This window comes from Kribbella sp. NBC_01505, assembly GCF_045040285.1.
Taxonomy (GTDB): domain Bacteria; phylum Actinomycetota; class Actinomycetes; order Propionibacteriales; family Kribbellaceae; genus Kribbella.
Genome location: NZ_CP109425.1, coordinates 8,758,782 through 8,779,352 on the forward strand (window position 1 = coordinate 8,758,782; position 20,571 = coordinate 8,779,352).

18 protein-coding genes are annotated in these 20,571 nt (G+C 65.2%); 8 read left to right on the forward strand and 10 right to left on the reverse strand.

The genetic code is table 11. The features are described 5' to 3' along the window. Nucleotides 1-461 precede the first annotated feature (461 nt). The gene (locus OG474_RS41175) at nucleotides 462-800 is read left to right on the forward strand and encodes a hypothetical protein (RefSeq protein WP_405059093.1); all 339 of its coding nucleotides are present in this window, start codon (nucleotides 462-464) and stop codon (nucleotides 798-800) included. An 8-nt stretch (nucleotides 801-808) separates the two neighbouring features. Here OG474_RS41175 and OG474_RS41180 read toward each other — a convergent pair whose 3' ends face one another. The 5 genes from OG474_RS41180 to OG474_RS41200 form a co-directional block, all read right to left on the reverse strand. Beyond that, nucleotides 809-1,048 carry a phenolic acid decarboxylase gene (locus OG474_RS41180; RefSeq protein ID WP_405059094.1) on the reverse strand — a complete coding sequence of 80 codons (240 nt, stop codon included), beginning with the start codon at nucleotides 1,046-1,048 and terminating at the stop codon, nucleotides 809-811. A 21-nt stretch (nucleotides 1,049-1,069) separates the two neighbouring features. Then, nucleotides 1,070-2,527, reverse strand: a complete 1,458-nt coding sequence (locus tag OG474_RS41185; RefSeq protein ID WP_405059095.1) for a flavin monoamine oxidase family protein — start codon at nucleotides 2,525-2,527, stop codon at nucleotides 1,070-1,072. A 180-nt stretch (nucleotides 2,528-2,707) separates the two neighbouring features. Beyond that, entirely contained in the window at nucleotides 2,708-3,193 is a 486-nt protein-coding gene (locus OG474_RS41190; protein ID WP_405059096.1) for an RICIN domain-containing protein, read from the reverse strand. 104 nt (nucleotides 3,194-3,297) lie between these two features. Next, nucleotides 3,298-3,849 (reverse strand): RICIN domain-containing protein, encoded by a 552-nt coding sequence (locus OG474_RS41195; RefSeq protein WP_405059097.1) that lies wholly within the window; start codon nucleotides 3,847-3,849, stop codon nucleotides 3,298-3,300. Between the two features lie 231 nt (nucleotides 3,850-4,080). After that, the gene (locus tag OG474_RS41200; protein ID WP_405059098.1) at nucleotides 4,081-6,657 is read right to left on the reverse strand and encodes an ATP-binding protein; all 2,577 of its coding nucleotides are present in this window, start codon (nucleotides 6,655-6,657) and stop codon (nucleotides 4,081-4,083) included. 207 nt (nucleotides 6,658-6,864) lie between these two features. On the opposite strand from OG474_RS41200, the gene OG474_RS41205 reads away from it, so the two are divergent. After that, nucleotides 6,865-7,455, forward strand: a complete 591-nt coding sequence (locus tag OG474_RS41205) for a hypothetical protein (protein ID WP_405059099.1) — start codon at nucleotides 6,865-6,867, stop codon at nucleotides 7,453-7,455. A gap of 147 nt (nucleotides 7,456-7,602) precedes the next feature. Beyond that, the gene (locus OG474_RS41210) at nucleotides 7,603-8,238 is read left to right on the forward strand and encodes a hypothetical protein (RefSeq protein WP_405059100.1); all 636 of its coding nucleotides are present in this window, start codon (nucleotides 7,603-7,605) and stop codon (nucleotides 8,236-8,238) included. A 377-nt stretch (nucleotides 8,239-8,615) separates the two neighbouring features. Here OG474_RS41210 and OG474_RS41215 read toward each other — a convergent pair whose 3' ends face one another. From OG474_RS41215 to OG474_RS41225, 3 genes are all read right to left on the reverse strand, one after another. Further along, nucleotides 8,616-9,056: a sigma factor-like helix-turn-helix DNA-binding protein gene (locus tag OG474_RS41215; RefSeq protein ID WP_405059101.1), complete on the reverse strand. Its 441-nt coding sequence runs from the start codon at nucleotides 9,054-9,056 to the stop codon at nucleotides 8,616-8,618. Between the two features lie 91 nt (nucleotides 9,057-9,147). Beyond that, the gene (locus tag OG474_RS41220) at nucleotides 9,148-9,945 is read right to left on the reverse strand and encodes a LuxR C-terminal-related transcriptional regulator (RefSeq protein ID WP_405059102.1); all 798 of its coding nucleotides are present in this window, start codon (nucleotides 9,943-9,945) and stop codon (nucleotides 9,148-9,150) included. Between the two features lie 80 nt (nucleotides 9,946-10,025). Further along, complete coding sequence (locus OG474_RS41225; protein ID WP_405059103.1) at nucleotides 10,026-11,780, reverse strand: ABC transporter substrate-binding protein; 1,755 nt, start codon at nucleotides 11,778-11,780, stop codon at nucleotides 10,026-10,028. Between the two features lie 222 nt (nucleotides 11,781-12,002). On the opposite strand from OG474_RS41225, the gene OG474_RS41230 reads away from it, so the two are divergent. The 4 genes from OG474_RS41230 (at nucleotide 12,003) to OG474_RS41245 (ending at nucleotide 15,774) form a co-directional block, all read left to right on the forward strand. Next, nucleotides 12,003-12,419 (forward strand): hypothetical protein, encoded by a 417-nt coding sequence (locus tag OG474_RS41230; protein WP_405059104.1) that lies wholly within the window; start codon nucleotides 12,003-12,005, stop codon nucleotides 12,417-12,419. A gap of 913 nt (nucleotides 12,420-13,332) precedes the next feature. Continuing rightward, nucleotides 13,333-13,872 (forward strand): hypothetical protein, encoded by a 540-nt coding sequence (locus tag OG474_RS41235; RefSeq protein WP_405059105.1) that lies wholly within the window; start codon nucleotides 13,333-13,335, stop codon nucleotides 13,870-13,872. Between the two features lie 578 nt (nucleotides 13,873-14,450). Next, nucleotides 14,451-14,738 (forward strand): hypothetical protein, encoded by a 288-nt coding sequence (locus tag OG474_RS41240; RefSeq protein ID WP_405059106.1) that lies wholly within the window; start codon nucleotides 14,451-14,453, stop codon nucleotides 14,736-14,738. 169 nt (nucleotides 14,739-14,907) lie between these two features. Then, the gene (locus OG474_RS41245; RefSeq protein WP_405059107.1) at nucleotides 14,908-15,774 is read left to right on the forward strand and encodes a S41 family peptidase; all 867 of its coding nucleotides are present in this window, start codon (nucleotides 14,908-14,910) and stop codon (nucleotides 15,772-15,774) included. Nucleotides 15,775-15,945: 171 nt separating this feature from the next. On the opposite strand, the gene OG474_RS41250 is transcribed toward OG474_RS41245, so the two are convergent. Further along, nucleotides 15,946-17,355, reverse strand: a complete 1,410-nt coding sequence (locus OG474_RS41250) for a pyridoxal phosphate-dependent decarboxylase family protein (protein ID WP_405059108.1) — start codon at nucleotides 17,353-17,355, stop codon at nucleotides 15,946-15,948. A 117-nt stretch (nucleotides 17,356-17,472) separates the two neighbouring features. Between OG474_RS41250 and OG474_RS41255 the strand changes: the two genes are divergently transcribed. After that, nucleotides 17,473-20,049, forward strand: coding sequence for an ATP-binding protein (locus OG474_RS41255; protein ID WP_405059109.1), 2,577 nt, complete (start codon nucleotides 17,473-17,475; stop codon nucleotides 20,047-20,049). Here OG474_RS41255 and OG474_RS41260 read toward each other — a convergent pair. Next, complete coding sequence (locus tag OG474_RS41260) at nucleotides 20,013-20,354, reverse strand: hypothetical protein (RefSeq protein ID WP_405059110.1); 342 nt, start codon at nucleotides 20,352-20,354, stop codon at nucleotides 20,013-20,015. The two genes, OG474_RS41255 and OG474_RS41260, sit on opposite strands and share 37 nt — an antisense overlap. Between the last annotated feature and the right edge of the window lie 217 nt (nucleotides 20,355-20,571).

Here is a 20,571-nt window from a genome sequence, read left to right on the forward strand (position 1 = left end):
CACCCACCAGCGGACGCGAGAGCAAGGCAACAGACTCCTCGCGGCTGAGCCGTCGCCGATTCTCGTCGACAATCTCGCCGGCCACCGATCCTGACACCATTCAGCTCCTACTGTGGGCAACCCGACCTGGGATCCAATTCATTACTACGACTCTCAGCGATCTATCGGTTCTCGGGCTTCTCGCGCAGCGAAACCGGAGACGCTGGGCGAGTTCGTGGTGTGTCTGTCACCGATCCACCACGGCCCGTCAGAACGTAACGCTGCATGTGACAGCACTGCGGAATCCCAGTCGCCAAGCATGGCAAGGTCTGTTGGCGACGGCAGCACTCTCCACCCTCGCGGCAGGATGCGCAGCTGAGCCGAGCGCATCAGGTTTGGCCGGGGCACCGACGCTGTCACAGGCAACGATTCCGGTGCGGTCGCCCACACCCACGTCCTCCGCCTACCGTCCGGTCGAGCAGGTGACTCCTCGATCGTTCGCTCTGGCCGCCGGCCAGGTTGATCTGTCCGGTCGCAAGACCGCGATTCTCCTGGTCGACGGCCAGCCGGCCTACACCTACCGCGGTGACGGCCATAGCCCCGCCGAGGTCCGCTGCTTCGATGCCTGTGCCGCGGACTGGCAGCCTGCAGTGACCAAGGGACCCGCCCTCGAACTCTCCGGCCTGGACTCCGCCAGGGTCACGTCCACCGTCCGAGCCGACGGCTATCTCCAACTGACCTACGACGGTCGGCCCCTCTACTTCCCAAAACGACCGCGGCCCGTACGGTCAGACGACGAGTGGGCCGTCGCTCGCATCTGACGGAACCGTCAGTTCCGCCGCTCCACGTAGCCAACGGGCAGCAGCGACGGTGGACAGGCACTGACGGAGTCATCGCGCGGTCCGCAGTACTCCAGATAGGTGATCTCGGCGAACTCCGGCACGACGTCGATCGGGTACGTCGGACCTTCGTCGCGGTAGGCCTCCATCAGTGGCAGATGCTCGTTCTGGAAGAGAACTGTGCGGGCCGGGTGCTCGTGAACCGCGCCGCGTTGACGACGATGGCGCATGTGCGCTGACCATGACCGCGCTCAGGTGCTGATCTCGTCGGCGGCGCGTTCACCTGAAGCCAGGGCACCGGTCATCCAGCCTGAAGACACCGACGTGTGTTCACCTGCGAAGTGCACGCGTCCATCGGGCCTGCGAGCGTCTTGGAACGTCCCGTGCAGCTGCCCTGGGCGAAGGATCCCGAAACCACCTCCTGCGAGAGGATCTTCTTGCCAGACCTTCACATAGCTGCCGACGACCTCCTTCTCGATACCAGGAAGAAGCTTCGCGACCCGCCCGATGATCCAGTCGAGCCTGCGATGGCACGGCACCGACCCGAGGGCGAGCGCATTGTCGCCCCACATATATGCCTGCAGCATGCCGCGACCGTTCCCGCCACCCATCGCGAGGCTGGTGTTCCACATCCGTTCGATGACGGTGTCGGTACCCACCATCCGCAGCCCGCCGAGCTTGCCGACCTCGTCGTGCTTCCAGAACTGCGAACTCGTCTGCAGGTACGCGCGCGCCGCCGGGTAGAGATCGTACGACCGAACCGCATCCTTCTTCCACGGGCTGAAACCGTGCAGCTCCAGCTTGCGCAGTACAGGGAAGGGAATCGTGCACACACAATGGTCGGCGACGATCTGACGGTATCGGCCTCGATCGTCGCGGTAGTCCACCTCGACCCGATCGGTACGACGCTCGATGCGGCAGACGCGAGCGCCGTACCGGATCTGTGTGCGCAGGGTCGCTGCCATTGCGGTCGGCAACTGGTCGTTACCGCCGCGGATGCCGTAGGTCTTGTTCCATCCCGTGTTCGCCGCCTCGTCGCCGGCGATCGCGAGCATGCTGTAGCCCAGCGCGTTGCCGCCATCCGCGATGCTGAAACGGTTCCACGCCCGTGTCGCTCCCTGGCGCCGCGGATACGAACCCCAGTCGTCGTTGTCGAGGGCGAGATCCCCGCCACTGTTCGGCCACTGCGGCGAGGCCGCATCGCCGGCGCGCTCAACCGCGGGACTCAGGTACGTCGAGTACGCGGCGGCCGGGTCCTCGCGCTCCTGCGGGGACATCAGCGGCAACGGCCAGTCCTGCCCGCTCGGCGGCGTAGCGAAACGGTGTCCGTCCAGCACCCACAGACGATTCTCGGGCTCGTCGTACTCGAAAAGCTTGCCGGCGAGGCCGAACTCGTGCACGTACGACATCGTGTGCTGATGCACGTCGGGGATCCGAACAGCTCCCAGCTCCGCGTATCCCGTGCCACGGAACGGCGAGTGGACGGTGTGAACGCGGCCACCGGGGCGGCCAGACGCCTCCAGCACGGTGACGTCGTACCCGCGCCTTACCAGCCGATGTGCGGCAGCCAACCCGGCAAGCCCCGCACCGAGAACCACGACACTCCCCCGACTCGGCTTCGGACGGGCGAGAGCCGGCCGCGGCGACACACCGATGGCGGCGACACCGCCCGCGGCGGCGAGACCGAGCAGTTTGCGACGAGTGGGCACAAGAACCTCCAGCGACAGAAAGAGCGGTTTGATCAACGCTCCTCGACTGTGCCGCGAGGCCGACGCACGGTGCATGGGCGACGCCTACCTAAATCGCCCGCCACTTCAGCTCAGCAGGCAACGGAAGATGGGCTGAATACACGAGTATTCAGCCCATCTTCCAGCAGCCTGTTCGGGCCGTCAGTGAACGACGGTCGGAATCCATTCCTGGACATGCCGCTTGGCGCTGCTCATGGGCATCTGCCGTGCGAGCCCGTGCTCCGCCGACGGCGCCTCCATGACCAGACCGCTGTGAACGTTCTTCAGCACAGTGAAGAGTCTCCATGGCCCAGGCGTGGTGGTTGATGTCTGCTGGAGCGTCCACTGCTGTGAGCTGCTTCCATCAAACGCCCGGACCACGATCGGCGCCTGAGGTTGGGTCGACCTTTGCAAGACGTCCAGACACCCGATCGAAAAACCGCTGCCAACGCTGTGGCTGCAGATGTAAACGCCCGTCGGAGCCTTGAACACCTGCCAACGCTGGTTGGCCGGCACGGGCGACACGGACTCGCGCTCGGTCGTGGTCCAGGCGCTCACAGTGCCAGGGACAGCAACACCAGCCTGGAGGACGAATGCGCGCAGATAGCTGTTGAGCTTGTACGTTCCATCGGGTAGCGGCTGCTCCATAGTCGCCGCAGCGGGCCGAACCGCGGTAACCGCAGCGCTGACGCTGAAGACGGCAGCGACCGTAAGCGTCAAGGCCCGCCTCAGGAGCGGGCTTCTGGCTGACATCAAGAGAAACTCCTCGCTGAGCTTTGGACTTTGAGGCGAAGGGTGAAGAGCTGGCTCCACGAGCCGGAGGTCCGGGGGCGAAGGACGAACCTCACCCCATCGTTGATCGAGAGGTACTCCAGGGAGGCGACGAGGTTCGAGTTGACGTTGACCAGACGGAAGTACGTCGGATCCTCCGGATAGTCCTCCAGGTCCCACAGCTGGCTCAGGTCGTCGGGGCTGCAGGCCGTCGACTTGAGCCCGGCCCCGGCCGTCGCCGATTGGAAGGCCACGGCAACGCAGCCGTTCCACCAATTGCGGTCCTGGATGCTGATGTAGCCGTTGCCTCGATGGATGAAGACGTACCGCTGACCTGCCAGGCTGAGATCCGCGCGCTGGATCATGTCCACCGCTGCGGTGAACCCCGGCCCCACGGTCAGCACACTCCCGGTGGAACGCACCACGAAGGCATAGCCAGGCTCTATCGCAGCCTGGGCAGGAACCGGCACCAGTGCAGCGGCCGCCGCCGTCGCCAGCATCGTCAAGACCGTTGCCACCCGTCGGAACTTCATCGCCGACTCCTCAAGTCGTTTGTTTGACTGGGATACGGACTATCCGGCCTGAGCGGATCACCGGCGCCAGGAAGCGATGTTGGGTGGAACTGTGGGTGATGACCACCTCCCCCGGGTGCCAGGCGCCCTGGCAGGCTCGCCGCATCCATCCGCCGGAGAGGGAGATGGCAGGGCGAAATCACCCATCCGGCCACTCATCCCTCAACCTCAAGCCCAGCACGGCAGATGGACCTACGAGACTCCATTCGCGCGGGCGATGGTTTTGGCTTCGCGGCGGTTGGAGGCACCGAGTTTGGCCAGTACGGCGGCGACATGGTGATCGACCGTACGGACGGACAGGACGAGGCGGTCGGCGATCTCGGCGTTGGTGAGGCCTTCGGTCACCAGGTCGAGGACTTCGGACTGGCGTCGGGTGAGGCCCGTCGTACTGTCGTTCCGCAGCGTCGCACGGGTCGGCACCTGCCGCATTCCGAGATCACGCATGCGGCGCCGGACCAGGTTCGCGGCTGGTACGGCGCCGAGAGCTTCCAACAGACCGAGCGCCGTGAGCAGCGATGCCTCGTCATGGGACTCAAGGAGCTCGAGTGCTCGTTCGTAGTCGTCTGACCGGTCGTCCCAGTACTGCGCCGCGTCCTGCCAGTTGCCCTGCAATCCGAGTACGAAGCCGCTGGCCGGATCAGCCTCAACTCCCGTCGTTGCCTCACCTGTCGTTCGGGCGAGATACCTGCGAAGCTCGCTGAACAGCGGGCCGGTGGCTGACGGGATCTCACGTACAACCCGCTCGCGGATCGTCACGATCACGTCGGTCCGGCCATTCAGCCAGGCCCACTCCAGGTACGACGTCGCGATGTGAACCAGCACGAGTAGCCGCGGCGAGGCGCCGAGCCGGTCCCATGCGCTCTTGAGCATCAGCTCCGCGTCTGCTGATCCGCGGCGAGCGAGGATGCGTCCGAGGATCGGATAACAGGTGATCGCCAACAGAGCGGGATCCTCAGACGTCTCGGTCAGGCGGCGAAGACGCTGCTCGGCCACCTCCCATTGCCCTTCCCGCGCTTCCAGGCATGACTGCAGCACCTCGATCGTGTATAGCCGTGACCAATAGCGCTGATCGACCGACACTCGCCTGGCCGTCTCCAGAAAATCGCGGAGCTCGGACCATCGCTGCAGAAAGTACAGCACCTCGGCGAAGGTGGTCTGCCCACGCACCATGGCATCGTGTTCGCCGCCCAGTGAGGCACTCGCGATGCCCTGTCGCATCTGGTCGAGGCCGCCGAGGTCCCCGTCCAGACACCGGCCCAGGCCCTCGTAGTACGGGCTCACCTTGACCGCGGCCGCACTGCGCGACGTATCGAGGCCCGCTCGTTCCCGGCGCAGAATACCGATGCCGTCCTCGACCTGGCCGGCGTGGATCAGCACCATCGCCCGATGGATCGCAACAGCAGCCGCGGCCTTCGAGTCCAGCGAGGAGGCCACCGCTTCGGCCCGATCGACCACCTTGCCGGCAGCGGCGAGGTCGCCGAAGAACTGGAGGAATCGCGCTTGCCTGAGTAACGTGCCGAGCAGGGCCGAGGGCTCGTCCGCGCGCGTGCGGAGATCGACAGCCTCATCTCCGAGCTCGACGGCATCGGTCAGTTGCCCCGCGATGAGTAGCTCCGAGGCGCAGCTCTCGTACAAGGTCGCCCGTTCAGCAGGAGCGAGCTGGCCGGCATAGGGCAGTGCTGCCTGGTACGCCGCCAGGGCCTGCCGATGTGACCCGGAGGACGTCGCCGCACGAGCCAGGCCGGGACTGTAGGTCAACACCGCCCGCGCGTCCCCAGCGCTCACCGCATGATGAACGAGGGCGGACAAGGGCGCTCCGGCATCGGTTTCCAGCTGCCGCAGCACGGCCCTGTTCAGCTGTCGCCGACGGGTGATCGGGACACTCTGCTCGATCGCCCGCCGGACGATCTCATGCCGGAATCCTAGCGAACTGCCTCCGGTAACCACGAAGCCATGGCTCTCTGCCGCCACCAACGCGTCGTGATCCGGCACCAAGACCTCCACAAATGAGATCTCGGCCCGGCCTGGAATAACCGCCAGCTGTTCGAGTGCGTCCACTTCGGTGGCCTGCAGGGGGACGAGTCGCGCCAGTACCGCGTCTGTGACGCTGGCCGTGATACGCCCGGACTCAGGGACCAACTCGCAGATGTAGAACGGATTCCCGGCGGTCAGCGCATAAAGTTCGGCAGCCTCCCACCCCGAGCCCTCGGCGATCTCGCCAACTGCATCAAGAGACAACGGGGCCGGGGAGATCCGGTGTAGCCGGGTTGCGGTCACCGCGGACAGCAGGCGGCGCAGTGGATGACGTGCGTCGATGGTGTCGTCGCGGTAGCTGAGCACAAGTACTGCCCGCAGCGTGTCGATGCGCCGGCCGAGGAATCGCAGTACGTCGAGTGTCGCGTCGTCGGCCCAGTGGAGATCCTCGATGACAAGGACGGAGACCAGCTCCTGGTCGAGCTCGGACGGCAGTTCGAGCAACACGTCGCTGATCACACTGTTGTCCAGTGCAACCTTCAGCGACGATGCGGTGCCACGGAACGCCTCTCGGAGCGGGCCCATGGCGGCCGGCGCAAACAGGTCGTCGCAGTGCCCGCGAAAGGTCCGTACCTGACTGCCGATCCGGGCCAGAGCCGCGTCGATCAGACTGGACTTGCCGATGCCGGCTTCGCCATGAACCAGACAGACCGAGCCTTTGCCACTCGCCGCCTCCTGTACGGCGTGGACCAGCCGATCGACCTCGGCCGATCGTTCGAGCAGCATTCTCTCCATCGTCCGGCCGACCTCCTTGCCATGGGCAATTCGCCGACCCAATCATAAGTGCCCCGATCGTCAACCTGGCTATTCGCCTGGCGGATCGAACCGACCAGCGACAGTGACGCGTAGTGCGATGGGATGCTCGGATCCATGAGCTATCCCTAGGACTAGTCCGAGGAGGCAGCGACCTTGTCTACATGGAAGATGATTCGCCGTTCACTCGTGGCAGCCACCGTTGCGATAGGAGTCACCGCGACTACGACTTGGCCGGCAGCGGATTCCCTGGCTGCGACGGCACAGTCAGGATGTCCGCTGCCGGGCGACACTGCGATCTTCTATACGATCACACCGGAGAGCGACGCATCCGCTCTCCTCAAGAGACAGATCTCGGGCCAGTTCTCGGTGACTCGCGGCTCGAAGTGGGACGGCGTGTCGGGCGACGAGAGATGGCGGCTCCATCCTGCGATCGACGACTTGGGGCAACCCCTGTGCGAGGGCACCGATCCCGTTGTCTACATCGAGAATGTGGAGATCAAGGCCGGCTTCGACGAGTTCTACCACCTCGACACCGAGAACAACGGTCACTTCGCCTGGTATCACGGAGCACCCGGCACGTCAGCCCCGGACACGAGCTCAAGTCAGCACTGGGTCATGCATCCGCTCGACGCCTTAGGAGGCTACACCTTCAGGAACCGGTCCCTGGAGATGCCGGAGAATGCGCGGTACCTGAATTACGACCAGGCCGGCGGCAACTTCCCCTTCGTGATGGGAGGCGGCTCGTCCCGCCTCACTCTGCGTCAGTTGCCCACCTGACACAGACGTTCTACGACGACTCGATCCCGCCTGAGCCACATTCCAAGGAACCGTTCGCGAGCACTTCTCCGTAGGGCTGGCCGACCCCCCTTGATCGCGGCACGGGCCGGCGGTCATGCCGACCACACGCGGATGTGAGGAGCTCGAATGACTCTCCTGATCGTCGCGGTCGTACTCCGGCTAGCGTGCGTCAGCACCTATGCGGTGGCGACCTACCGGCGTACAGCCAAACCCAGTTTGGTCAGCTGGAGCTTCTGGATGATCACCCCGCTCATCGCCGGGATCGCTCAGCACTTCGACGGGCGTACCGCGGCCGGCTGGCTAAGCAGCTCGTACGCCGTCGGTCCCGCGCTCGTCGTTGCGATCAGCTTGTCCCGCGGTGGAAGCGCTGTTGAAATCACTAGAGCCGACATCGTCTGTGCAATGTCCGCCGGCGCAGGCCTCGTACTGTGGCAAACAACCAACTCGCCGCTCTGGGCCATCTGCTTCAGCATCCTCACCGACATCACCGCCGCCGTGCCCACCATCATCAAGTCGTACCTCCATCCCTGGACCGAACCGGTCACGGCCTACGCACTGTCTGCCCTAGCCACACCGACCGCGCTCATCGGCCTGACCGACTGGCGCCTCATCAGCATCGCCTTCGCTCTATGCGTCCTGTGCCTGGACCTCGTCATCCTCATCGCAGTCCTCACCCGCCGATTCGTCCGGCCGCCTCAGGACAGCCACATGGGGGCGCCGCCAGGCCTCGAGAAAGACCAACGAGGTGCTACGTGGGAATGATGTCGTCTCGTCGTAGACCAGGTTGCCCTTGACGTCATAGCCGCGGATGCGGCCATTGACATAGGACGCGTTCCCCTCAGTCTGTGGCCAGCCAATGGTGTAGTAGCCACCGAACTTGGTCATCAAGCCCTCCCGCGGGGTCTTCTCGCCAGCGAGGCTGACCAACACTCGGGACACAGATCCCGGAACCTGGATGCCCGCAACTTCCCCCGTCACACCCCCCACGACCGCGGTCAGGCCAACGGCAACACCTGTTGCGGCGGAGATGCGCCGGCGAAGCACCGACCGGCGGCCGCGGCTCAGAATCTCCTCGATAGCCAGGGTGTCCGATTGCGAACCGTCTTCAGTTGCTGAGGCCAACAATCTCTCGATGTCGCTCATGCTGAGCTCCTTTCAGGTAGGGCAAGTAGGTGTCGAAGTTGCACGAGTCCGCGGGAGGTCTGGCTCCTGACGGAGCTGGCGCTTGTGCCAAGGGCCTCCGCCGTCTGTTCGACGCTCAGGTCGACGTAGTAGCGCAGAACTATGCAGGACCGTTGTCCCGCAGGCAGCGTGCTCAGGGCCTGGACCACAACAGCCCGGTCGTCGACGGCACGATGGGCATAGGCCTCGAGGCGACCATCCCTGTGCAGATGGCTCCATCGTCGGTAGACCTTGACCAAGGCGTCTTGCGTGGCATCCTCGGTTCGCTGCCAGTCCCCACACAGCAAGTACGCCGTACGACGCATCCGTGGTGCAGGTGCCACGGCGAACTCTGTGAACTCGGTATCGTCGCGTCGCCGCATCCGGCCCCCTTTCAATCTGTCATGGGAGATACGCATCGGATGCGTAGAAATGTTGAAATCCCGTTCCGCGCAACCGATGTGAACCGAGGCGTGCACGAGGTCCGTACTGATGAGGAGTGCGGTTGGGCTACCGGATCGCCGTGTTCTTACCGGCGGAACGGATCGCGCTCACGGCCGCTCCCGGACTGTCGGCCGGGAGCGGCCAGCGCCTGTTCGCCTGGACGACGAGTGCGGCAAGGGTGACGCGTGTGGTGATGTCGAGCTTGGTGAAGATCCGGCTCAGGTGGCGTTCGACCGTGCGGCCGCTCAGCAGGAGCATCTCGGCGATCCGCCGATTGGTGTAGCCGTCGGCAACCAATTCGGCGATCTGCCATTCCCGCTGTGTGAGAGGAGCCCGTAGGCCTGCCACGGCCGATGGCAACGGCCATTGGTGCGCTCGCCTGAGAGTGTGTACGGTCGCGCGGAGTTCGGCGCCGGTCATCTCACCCGGGCGGTAGGCAACCACAACCAGGACTTGGCGTCTCAGCGGCCACTGAAGCAGGCTTCGAAGGAAGCCCTGTGACTCTGGATCGGCGCACTGGAGATCGTCGATGACTATGAGAAGTGGGCCCGCTTGTCCATCGAGCTCGGACCGCAGTACGTCGTACAAGCTTTGCCGCCAAGCGGCCCGAGCCGATTCGTCCGACGGCGTCGGTGTATCGATGAGCCGTGACGCCTGCGCTCCGAGGATCTGCACCAGAGCTCCCGCGACGGCAGCGAAAGGCACTGTCCGTTCGTGTCTCACAGCTGTTGCCACTGCAACCGACCAGCCACGATCCACAGCCCGCCGTACGACGGTATCGGTGAGGAACGTCTTACCAGCCCGGGCGTTGCCGGCCACGGCAACCGAACGTACGCCGAGCCAGCCGGACGTCAGCAGGTCCATCAACTGATCGTCCGGAGGCTCGGCGCTTCGATTCGTCCCGATGGTCATGGCCTCGATACGCGAGAACCATGACCAACGGATCAGGGCTGCTCGAGGAACAGCGAGGTGAACTCCAGAACACCGACTGTCGGATCCACCACGGCGTGACCGATGTTCGTGCCGACCGGCGAGACGTTCCGCGAGTAGTACAGCGGCAACGCCGGCAGATACTTCTCCAGGATCAGCTTGTCGATCTTCGACCACTCCTTCAGCTGGTCGTCCGGCGACATGTCGGCGACTCGGTCGATCTCGGCGTCCAAAGCCTTGTCCTGAAGCTGACCGAGGCTGTTGCCGAGCGCGATCGCATCGGACTTGAAAAGCACCGGGAACCAACTGGTCCCGGACGGCCAGTCGGAACACCAGCCCGCCGGCGCCTTACCGATGTTGACGGGACCGTCCTGCTCACCGGTCAGGGTACGGATCTGAGCCTTCGGAACACCGATGGACCGGACCTTGAAGCCGGCGCTCTCGAAGACCTCCGTGCGTAGCTGGTTGACCTGTGCAGCGATCTTGTCGTCGTTCGAGAAATACCAGCTGAGTTCGAAGCCGCTCTTCCCGAGCTTCTCCAGCCCGGCCTTGACCTCCGCAGCGATCGCGGGATCCTTGGCGCCCTGACCGGTGCCGTTCAGGCCGGGCAGTTCGTACTTCTCGAACCCAGGGACGGCCGGCGGCAGAACCGTCGAGGCCGGAACCGCACTGTCCGGACTGAGCCCGGCGACCTTACGCCAACTGTCGTACGGGTAGGCCTTGGCGATCAGCCGACGAACCTCGATCGGGATTCTGCGAGTGTCCATCGTGTAGGTATTCACGCACGGCGCGGGACCCTCGACCAATTGCGAGCGGTCCTTGACCTCGTTCAGCAGGCTGACATCGAGGTCGGAATAGGTCAGAGCGCTGGCATCGGGACCGGCCGACGCGAGGATCTGGCGCTGTACCTTGAGCGTGTCCTGGGCGAACTTGAAGGTGAAACCGTCCGGGTACTGGTACCGCACCGGGTCCGTGTTCGGGTCCCAATTCGGGTTCCGGGTCAGTTTGAGCTCACTGCCGGCGGTGTAGGACTCGACCTGGTAGGGCCCGGTGGACATCGGCTTGTGGTCGTAGTTCTTCTTGGTGTCCTTGGCCTTCGGGATCGGCGTGAACAACGGGAACGCCGCGTAGTACGGAAGGGAGTCGAACTTCTTGGCCAGATGAATGACCAGCGTCGAGTCGTCGGGTGTCTCGACACCGGGGTAGTTGTCACCCCCGGCCACGTACGGTCCCTTGTACTTGTCGGCGTCCTTGAAATACTGGAGCTGGTACGTCGGACCAGAGCCGTAGAGGTCGTGCGCGAACGACCGCTTGATCGCGTAGGCGAAGTCCTCGGCCTTGACCGGGCTGCCGTCGTGATACTTGATGCCCTGTTTGAGCTTGAACGTCCAGGTCAGCCCATCGGCCGACTCCGTCCCCAGGTCCGCCGCGAGGTCGGGCACGAGGACCGGCTTGCCGTCGACGAGCTTGTACTGCGTGAGTGAGCGGTAGATCAGCTTCTCGATCGCGGTCCCGTCGGTGAAGTAGGTGTCAGTCGGGTCGAAGGTATCGGGCGTGACATCGGACAGCACTGTGACGATGCCGCCCTTCTTCGCGTCAGGGAGCTCAGGAGCCGGGCCCTTCGCGGTCGGGTCGGTCGCCTTCTGCTGCGGACCACCCAAATCCGCGGTGGGCCGGGTGCCCCCGTTATTGCCCGACGACGGGCTGCTGCAGGCCCCTGCAGCCAACAAGACCGCAGCCACAACCGCGGTGAGGCGTTTCCACTGCATCGTCCGATCTCTCCATTCTCGGTGCCGAACGCACCACGTCTGGAGTGTCATCGCGCACTGCGCGCCGCACAGGAGGGAAGTCCGCCATTCTGCTGCCGCAAATGATCAGCCGACCGCTGGGAATCCGCGGATCCAGATCGGGCCAGCTCGACGTACTCAAGCAAGGCGCTGTGCCACCGCCGTACGGCGGTTCTGCCACCTAGCAACTGAACGGAGCCGACTATGCTCACTGCCCTGCTGGCCTTTGGCGCACTTCTGAGCGCGCCAACCGCAGACGCCGCTCCCCTGTGCCGCATCGACCATTCCGTACAGGCGCCAGGCATCGTCGTCACGACCTGCCTGGAGCGACAAGGGCCCCTCCGCCGATCCGTCTCGACGGTGATCAACACAAGCGATCAGCGCATCTGGTTGAGTCGCTTCGACACCCTGATCGCCTACCCCAATTACGGCGACAAGAAGTGCGGCCCCACCGTCTCCGAGCCCTCAAGCACCCTGGTCTGCACCTCCCCCTGGGTCCAACCAACATTCCTGCCCCACTCCGACGGCATCGTCCACACCTTCTTCACCGTCTTCCAACAGCCCACCGGCGAACACTTCACCCACCGCGTCCCGATCGAGACCACACAACTCACCAGCTGACCGGAACGCCTCCAAGGGATCGAGGGCGTCAGTAGCTGGCAACTCCATGCATCCGAGCTTGCAAACAAAGGAAGCTGACCATGCATTCGCAGGCAATCGTGTGATGGCGGGGATGGATTACGGTCCAGCAAGCGCATGGTGGACGATCCTGACCGTGTGCAGGCCGGATGGGCCGCGCGACTTTGAACTGCCGCGGAGGTAGCTGCCATGACATCGAGGATCACTCGGCGTGTACGGATCGTTTCATTGGCCATTGCTCTGAGTTCCATGCTGTTGGCCGGCACCCAATCTGCGCAGGGGCTCGGGTATCTCGAAGCGCCACCGGACAAGAGCAAACCCGGCGGGATCATCGAGCCCGAACCGGACGAGGCTCCGCCTGCGAGTTTCTCGGACTGGAAGGCACTATGGACAGAGCAGGAGCGCTTGAATGCTGCCGCTGACACCTTCAGCGCTGCCGCGGAACAGGAACCGGGGTACGCCGGGTTGATGGCCGATCCTCAGCAGCACGAAGTACGCCTGTACTGGAAGGGCGACCTGCCGGACTCGATCGCGGCAGCTGTCAGCGATGCCCGTTCCATGGTGCCAATTCGCGTTCTACCTGCGCCGTTCTCCGAAGCGGAACTGCAAGCCGAGCTCTCCCGCTGGATCGACTCAGGCCGAGTCCTGGGTGGTGCTCCAGAAGGTGACGGGACGGGTTTGGCTCTGATAAGTGGCGAAGGACACTGCCACCACGGGTGTGCTCCGGCCGGTCGCCACAAAAGCTCCATTCACTGTCACGGCCGATGGCCCCCTGGAATCGATGTACGACCGGTCGAACGACATTGCACCGTACTGGGGCGGTGCACGCATCACAATCGGGAACAAGGGGTGTACAGCAGGGTTCCCGGTTCGCACCTACGACGGCTGGGGTGGAATGCTGACGGCGGCTCACTGTGGCAACTACCACGACCCGGCCTTGGCCGGCGACGGCCCGGACGTGATCGGCTTCCAAGCTCAGACGAGCACCAAGCGGGACAGCATGATTCTGAGAGCCGCGGATTCGATGCAGCCGCGCGTCTATATCGGCGACCCGAAGGCGACCTACGGTGCCGAGGTCATCGGCATGACCAAGCTCTACTTCGGTAACTACTTCTGCACCGACGGGGCAAAGACGGGGTATCACTGCGGTATCCAGGTGACGTACACAGGTATGTCCGGATACAACGAGCACGGCTGGCACCTCCAACACATGGCGGTCGGAACCCAGAAGGACGGTGGCTGCGCCGGCGCACGAGGCGATTCAGGCGGTCCGATCGTCGTTCCCACCTCGCAGTTCAGCAAGAAGAAGGCAGGCGGCACGATCTCGGGCGGAATCGGGCCGCATGCCGACTGCCCGTACGGCGGTCAGGACGGAAGGTCAAAGGTCTTTTCCCACGCACTCCCGATGTGCTGGCCGAGTTCAATGCGACCTTGATGACCTCCAACTGAGGTGCGGGTCCGGTCATCCGCCCACCACCGACGAGCAAGCTGAACTGATGCGCTCTGCCAGTTGCTGTACCGACAGCTTCCGGACCTTCTTTCGTACGCCGATCGCCCTGCGCCGGGCAGCCGGTGCTGGGATGTCGGCCTTGTATTCGCGGGCCACGTGGATCGCCGTACCCCCCCCCAGGTCCTCCGTCTGACGCAACGCGACTCCGTGGATCGGGACTGGCCCGAGCGAGTGAGTTCGTTGATATAGCGCAGACTTTCAAGCCGCGATTCGTGTACCGCCGCCGCACAGCCGACTCAATCGACAGCAACCACCTCCGTGTCTTTGCCACGGACAACGCGCCTCTGCCTGATCAGCGCTGCTCCTCAGCAGAGGTGACCCGGGGCACACTCAACATCTCAGTCCTACGGTTTTCAGACGGCGCGCGACCGCAGCGAGTCGGTGACCGGCGGGACGGCCGCGGCGCCGTGAGAAATGGTCCGCGCTCGGCGAATATGAACCGATCCCCGGCTGCTTGCCGTAGTGGCTCGTTGACAGACAATTCTTCGTGCGGGGAGATCTACATGGCGGTTCTCGTCGAGACTAGGTGCCGACATGCGTCACAGAGCGACTTCTACGTCTTCAACGATCGCGTCGAGGAGGCGATCGGTGCGATGGGCGAACCACCCGCAGGACTGATGATGGCCCTGACCTCGCCCATCGGTGATGGGTTCTGCGTCTACGAGGTATGGCGCACCGAGGCGGAGATGCGTGCGTTCCACGATGCTGTGATGCCAGCTGCCCTGTCCGCCGCGGGTCTGGTCTCCGATCCCCTGGTCGTCTCTCCAGTCTGGGGCTTCTCCCGGCCATGATCTCCAGCCGCACGCTGACGAAGTGGCCGTCTGAATCCTCTACCGCACCAATCGCACGCTGTCCTCTGGTGATCTGTTCCGGCAGCTCCGCAACGCTCCACTCAAATGCTGTTTGAGGGGCTTTCGATGGAGGCTGCTGAAGGCGGACCCGCTGCTCTACGGTTCGATCATGTCTGACGCCCTGGTGGTGCATGATCTCGTCGGGCGGCTCACGGGTTGGCTGCACCGGCTGATGCCTCCCGGCGACCGCCGTGACGCACTCATCGCCGTGCTCACCGAACGGTTCGGGGCCGTGGATACTCCTCTCACCGGTGCCGACTGCGTGGCGATCGAACGGTGCGCGTGGACGGTCTCCCGCCATCTCGCGCTCACCTTCGAGCCCACCGGCACCAACCGGCCTGACACGGTGTCGCCGGGCTGGCCCGATCCCGACCCGGACGTGGTCCGGGCCAGGGCCGCGTGCATCTCGCAGGTGCGGCGGACGGCGGACGGCACCTGCTTCATCAGCATCGATGATCTCGACGCCGTCAGCCTCGCCCAGCCATATCTCGACGCCGCGTTCGCCCTCGCGCGGGGCTCGGCCCGGATCCTCCTCGACCTGCGCTCCAATGGCGGCGGCGACCCAGCCACGGTTGCGCACATCGCTGGCCGGCTGCTCGGCGATACGCCGACGCAGCTGTCCGAAGTCGTCTACCCGGACCGGCGGCGCCAGTGGTGGACACCCGCCCTCCCGTCCGGAATGAGTCTGCGGCAGCCGGTCGCCGTCCTTGTGGGCCCGGGCACCTTCTCATCCGGCGAAGCGCTCGCATATCACCTGCGGGCGCGGGGCCGGGTTACGGTCGTAGGCGAGACCACGCCTGGCGCCGCCGATCACATCACACCGATCCGGCTCGCGCCGACGGTTCTGGCGTACCTGCCTGAGGCCCACGTCGTCGACAGCGTCACCGGCACCAACTGGGAGGGCGTTGGCGTTGCGCCAGACGTCATCAGCCCTCGCGAAACAGTGATCGAGACGGCGGTGGCCACACTGCTCTGAACGGCTACCGGCGAGCCGACCCGGGCAGTTCGCGGGGCACACCCCGGTGTTCGACGACCGCCAATTCCTGGTCTTCAGCCATCGGCGTCCGCCTGCCCTCTCTGCCCGAAAGGTGCTATAGACACCGGCTGTACGACGATGCGGGCCGCGATGGTTCGTGTCGTCGCCGAGTCACATCTCGGCAGCGAGGCCTGCGGTGTGCCGGCACAGCGAATCAATAGCGTCGGAGACCTGACTCAGGCTGGTCCGGAAGTTCAGTACGCACAGGCGGATGACGAACTGGCCATCGATCCGAGTGCTCGACAGATACACCCGGCCTTCGTCGTTCACTCGCCGCAACAGCTCGGCGGTGGCGTCTTCGGAGCTCAGGCGAAAGCAGAAGGTCGACAGTTCGGGCGGCTCGGACAGGATGAGTCCAGGGACGGTCGAGAGTTCCCGATGAGCGAACCGAGCGAGGTCCAGCTTCTCGTCGAGCATCTCCCGGAACGCCGCGACGCCGTGCAACTGCAACGGCAGCCAGAGCCGCAGGCCGCGGAAGTCCCGAGTCAGTTCCGGACCGTAGTCGGCAAAGTCCGGCAGCGTGCTGCCGCGGAGATCCTGCAGGTAGTCCGCGTCGCCCATCGAGTGCGCCTGCCGGAGCAGCCGCCCGTCCCGGACCAGCAGACACCCGGTGCCGAACGGCAGAAACATGCCCTTGTGGGCATCCAAGGCCAACGAGTCAGCCCGTTCGATGCCGGTCAGCGCCTTCCGCCCTCGCTCAGTGAGCTGGAAGAACCCGCCGTACGCCGCGTCGACGTGCAGCCAGATTCCCTTATCGGCCGCGATATCCGCGACAGCTGCGAGCGGATCGACCCGCCCGGTATTCGTCGTACCGGCGCTAGCCACGACGAAGAAGGGCCGCCGACCAGCCGCTCGGTCCGCGGTGATCGAAGCCTGCAGTGCGGCTGGATCCATCCGCAGGCCGGCGTCGAGCGCGACCAGCCGGACGGCCTCGCTGGGGAACCCCAATAGACGGGCCGCCTTCGCCACATGTGCGTGTGTCTGGGCGGTCACATAGATGGTTCCGTCGAGGAAGTCGGCCGGCAGCAGCGCGGTCCTCGCGGTGATGAGTGCGGACAGCACCGCGAGGGAGGCGCCGGTGGTCAAGATGCCGGCAGCCTCCTCGGGCAAATCGAACAGATCACTGAGCCAGCGCAGTACATCGGTCTCCATCGCGACCAGACCTGGCGAAGGCGTCGCCTGGCCGGTGTAGCGATTCAGGACGTCTGCCACGAGATCCGCGACGCCCGCGGTCACGATGCCGCCACCCGGAACGAACCCGAGCAGGCCGGGGTGCGAAGGGTTGAATCCCTTCGACGCCGCCCGATCGATCACCTCGAGCAGCTCCCCCAGTGGCCGGCCGGCCTCCTGCGGAGCCTGCCGCAGGCGCGGGTCCGCCAGCAGCTCCGCGATCCCGTCCGACCTGGCAACGGGGGCATCAGGCAACGATTCGACCGTCGCACAGAGGTAGTCCACGACAGTGGACAGCAGGCGCCGGAATTCATCCGCCGTCGGCTCCAGAACACGTCCTCCGATCTCCATACCCTGTTTTAACCGTGCGGGTCGGGGCCCGGCATCGGTGCGAACTGCCTATCCACAACGCCTGATTCCTTAGCGTCTGTGGTGAAATACCTAGTGGCGGGCGATTGGGGGATGTAGATGAACCTGCTTGAACGTGGCGCTTTTCTGGATCGAATCCAGTCGGCTGCGTCGGCCGCGGCCGACGGCGGCGGCTCGGTGCTGGCGATCAGCGGCGAGGCCGGCATCGGCAAGACGGCGCTCGTCAACGCCTTCGTGGCGACGCTCGGTTCGGACACGCTAGTGCTCCGTGGTGGCTGTGACGACCTGATCGCATCAGCGGCCTTTCGCCCACTCCAAGAGGCCCTGGGCGACCTCTACACACTGCCTGCTGACAGCGGACCCGGTGGAACCCTCGCGGCGTTGATGGAGCTGACGGCGGGACCTAGCTCGGCGGTCCTGGTGGTGGAGGACCTGCATTGGGCCGACGACTCCACGCTGGACGCGCTGCAATACCTGGTCCGCCGAATCGACCGGTACTCGCTGCTGCTGGTGCTCACTTACCGAGACGACGAACTCGGCATCCGGAGTCCGCTCCGACCTTTGCTCGGAGCGCTCAACTCGGCGCCGACCCTGCGGCTCAAGCTGGCCTCGTTGTCACCCGTGGCAGTGGCATCCCTGGCCTCCGGGACGAGGTGGGACGCCGATGAACTCTTCACCCTGACCGGCGGGAATCCCTTCTTCCTCACCGAGGCGCTGGCTAGCTCCGACACCGTTCCGGCCGGAGTCGTCGAGCTCGTCCTGTCCCGGATGCGAGGCCTCGACCGAGACGGCCTCGAGCTGCTCGAGCAACTGGCCGTGATCCCGACCTCGGTGGATCGGCAGCTGATCGCCGGGCTACTCGGTGACCGAGATCGTGCGCTGGAGGAGGTCGAGCGGCGCGGTCTACTCAACGGATTCGGCGACGGCGTGTCCTTCCGGCACGAGATCGCCCGCCGGGCGGTCGAGCAGGCGACGTCCAAACTCCAACGCCGACGGCTCAACCAGAACGTCGTCCGGTTGCTCCTCGAGGACGCGCGGCCCGAGCTCCCCCAGCTGCTTCATCACGCGGTGGAGGCCGGCGATACCGAGACGCTGCTGCGCTTCGCTCCGTTGGCCGCCGCCGAGGCGACCAACGCCGGTGCGCACCGGCAGGCAGTCATCGCGCTGGAGGCCGTTCTCCCGCACCTCGAGCGCCTGCAGACAGCTGAGCAGGCCGACGTACTCGACAACTACGCGTCGGAGCTCTACCTCGCCGGCCGATTCCTGGAGGCGATCGATGCCGACCGCCGAGCACTCGCCCTCAGGGAGGTCCTCGGCAATCCGGCCGGCCTCGCGACGACGTTGCTGCGCCAAGCGCGCCAGGTGAACATCACCGACGACCTCAACGCCGCCGAACGTGCGCTCGAACGCGCCGCACAGGTGGCCGTTGCGGCGTCGCTACCGGCTTCGGTCGCGGAGGCAGAGTCCATGGCCGGGATCATCCTGGTCACCAGAGGCGCGACGACCGAAGCCTTGCCTGTGCTGGAGTCCGCAGGTCGGACAGCCAAAGCCTCCGACCGGTACGACGTTGTGGTGATCAGCCTCTGTTTCCGCGGCATCGCCCGGATCATGGAAGCCGACCCAGGCGGTATGACGGATGTCCGGGAGAGCGTCGCGCTGGCAATCGCGACCGGCGAACACCTGTCGGCGGCACGTGCCTACGGCAACCTGGCCGAGGCGTCGTACCGGTCACATCACTGGGAAGGGCTGACCGACTGGCTCGACCGGGGAACCGAGTTCGCCAGCAGGCATGGGTACTGGTCATCCGTCGTACTGATCGACGTCTATAGAGCGCAACTGGCGCTGCGCCGCGGTGATTGGGTTGCGGCCGAGCGCCGCCTGAGCCAGCTCACCAGCACCACCGACGAGTCGACCCAGCCCCACGCCTACAGCCGAGCGACCCTGGGGCGACTGCTCGCCAGGCGTGGTCAGCCTGAGGCCGAGGCCATCCTGCACGAGACCTGGCAGCGCGCTGCCGGTATCGGATCGGCAGTCGCCCTCGCCGACGCCGGTACGGCGTACGCGGAGTGGGCGTGGCTCAACGACCGGCCGGACATCGCCCAAGCGATCAGGGACACCGTTCTCGGCCTCCCGGGCGGAAACGCGGCACTGTTCAGCGAACTCCGGCACTACCTCGCCCGCGCCGGCACCCCGCTGCCGGCACCCGGCCACGCGCCTCTGGTCGACGGGTTCGCTCTCGCAGAGGCCGGCAGCCATGCGGAGGCAGCGGCATACTGGCTCCAACTGGGCGATCCGTACGAGCGTGCCCTCGCCCTGGCCAACGCCGGCGACACGGCCAATCGGCGTACCGCTCTGCGGATCCTCGACCAGCTGGGAGCCACCGCAGCCAGCGAGAAGCTCCGCCGCGATCGGAACGGTCCGCGAATCAGGACCAACCCCACGAACACCAGCGACCTGACCGACCGTCAGCTCGTCGTACTCGCAGCCCTGACCCGCGGTGGCACCAACCAAGAGATCGCCGCCGACCTAGGCCTATCCGTACGAACCGTCGAGCACCACGTCGCCGCCGTACTCCGCAAACTCCAAGTAGACAATAGGCGCGCGGCCGTGGCCGCAGCCAGAAATCTCGGAATCGGGAGCTACCCGGCATCCGGAAACGGGTCGAACTCCTGCTGACAGGCCGTTCCCTTGGGCAGCAGCGTCTTTCCATCGGGCAGATAGGCGAGGACCGGGATCAGCCTGCCGATATTGCCGTCATTGAGCGTGCGGTGCCTGCCCTGGCGACTGCTGTCGCCGCCGGCTCCTCGCCGCCCATGACGGCGGCTAGGGTCCACCGAATCTTGCCGAGGTACCGACGAGTCACAGGCAACGATTCCGGTGCAGTCGCTTCGCCCAGATCCTCCGCCTACCAATCGATCGAACAGGTGGTTCCTCGATCGTTCGCTCGGACCGCCGGCCAGCTCGATACTGTCGAACTCCACCGCTCAAGCATCCGCCGAGACGGTCAAAGTAGTTTCTCTAGCCTGTGAAAACGGGGCGAAGACCCACTCACATCGGCGGCTCCCACCTAGACCGGTTCCCCGAGATCCTCGCTGGCGCAGGAGGTGGCGCCCAGCACCACCAGCAGGAACACCAGATGAGTCTGCCGCGTGAGGCTCGAGAGTTTGGCCACAGCATCAAGTAGACCCACGCCAGGTC

Bases quoted from the DNA above. Each gene is read 5' to 3' on its own strand.
- OG474_RS41180 (WP_405059094.1), bottom strand. From the start codon at position 1,048: ATGCGCCATCGTCGTCAACGCGGCGCGGTTCACGAGCACCCGGCCCGC.
- OG474_RS41230 (WP_405059104.1), top strand. From the start codon at position 12,003: ATGCTCACTGCCCTGCTGGCCTTTGGCGCACTTCTGAGCGCGCCAACC.
- OG474_RS41200 (WP_405059098.1), bottom strand. From the start codon at position 6,657: ATGGAGAGAATGCTGCTCGAACGATCGGCCGAGGTCGATCGGCTGGTC.
- OG474_RS41195 (WP_405059097.1), bottom strand. From the start codon at position 3,849: ATGAAGTTCCGACGGGTGGCAACGGTCTTGACGATGCTGGCGACGGCG.
- OG474_RS41235 (WP_405059105.1), top strand. From the start codon at position 13,333: ATGCTGACGGCGGCTCACTGTGGCAACTACCACGACCCGGCCTTGGCC.
- OG474_RS41215 (WP_405059101.1), bottom strand. From the start codon at position 9,056: ATGCGTATCTCCCATGACAGATTGAAAGGGGGCCGGATGCGGCGACGC.
- OG474_RS41225 (WP_405059103.1), bottom strand. From the start codon at position 11,780: ATGCAGTGGAAACGCCTCACCGCGGTTGTGGCTGCGGTCTTGTTGGCT.
- OG474_RS41210 (WP_405059100.1), top strand. From the start codon at position 7,603: ATGACTCTCCTGATCGTCGCGGTCGTACTCCGGCTAGCGTGCGTCAGC.
- OG474_RS41220 (WP_405059102.1), bottom strand. From the start codon at position 9,945: ATGGACCTGCTGACGTCCGGCTGGCTCGGCGTACGTTCGGTTGCCGTG.
- OG474_RS41255 (WP_405059109.1), top strand. From the start codon at position 17,473: ATGAACCTGCTTGAACGTGGCGCTTTTCTGGATCGAATCCAGTCGGCT.
- OG474_RS41250 (WP_405059108.1), bottom strand. From the start codon at position 17,355: ATGGAGATCGGAGGACGTGTTCTGGAGCCGACGGCGGATGAATTCCGG.
- OG474_RS41245 (WP_405059107.1), top strand. From the start codon at position 14,908: ATGTCTGACGCCCTGGTGGTGCATGATCTCGTCGGGCGGCTCACGGGT.
- OG474_RS41240 (WP_405059106.1), top strand. From the start codon at position 14,451: ATGGCGGTTCTCGTCGAGACTAGGTGCCGACATGCGTCACAGAGCGAC.
- OG474_RS41190 (WP_405059096.1), bottom strand. From the start codon at position 3,193: ATGGAGCAGCCGCTACCCGATGGAACGTACAAGCTCAACAGCTATCTG.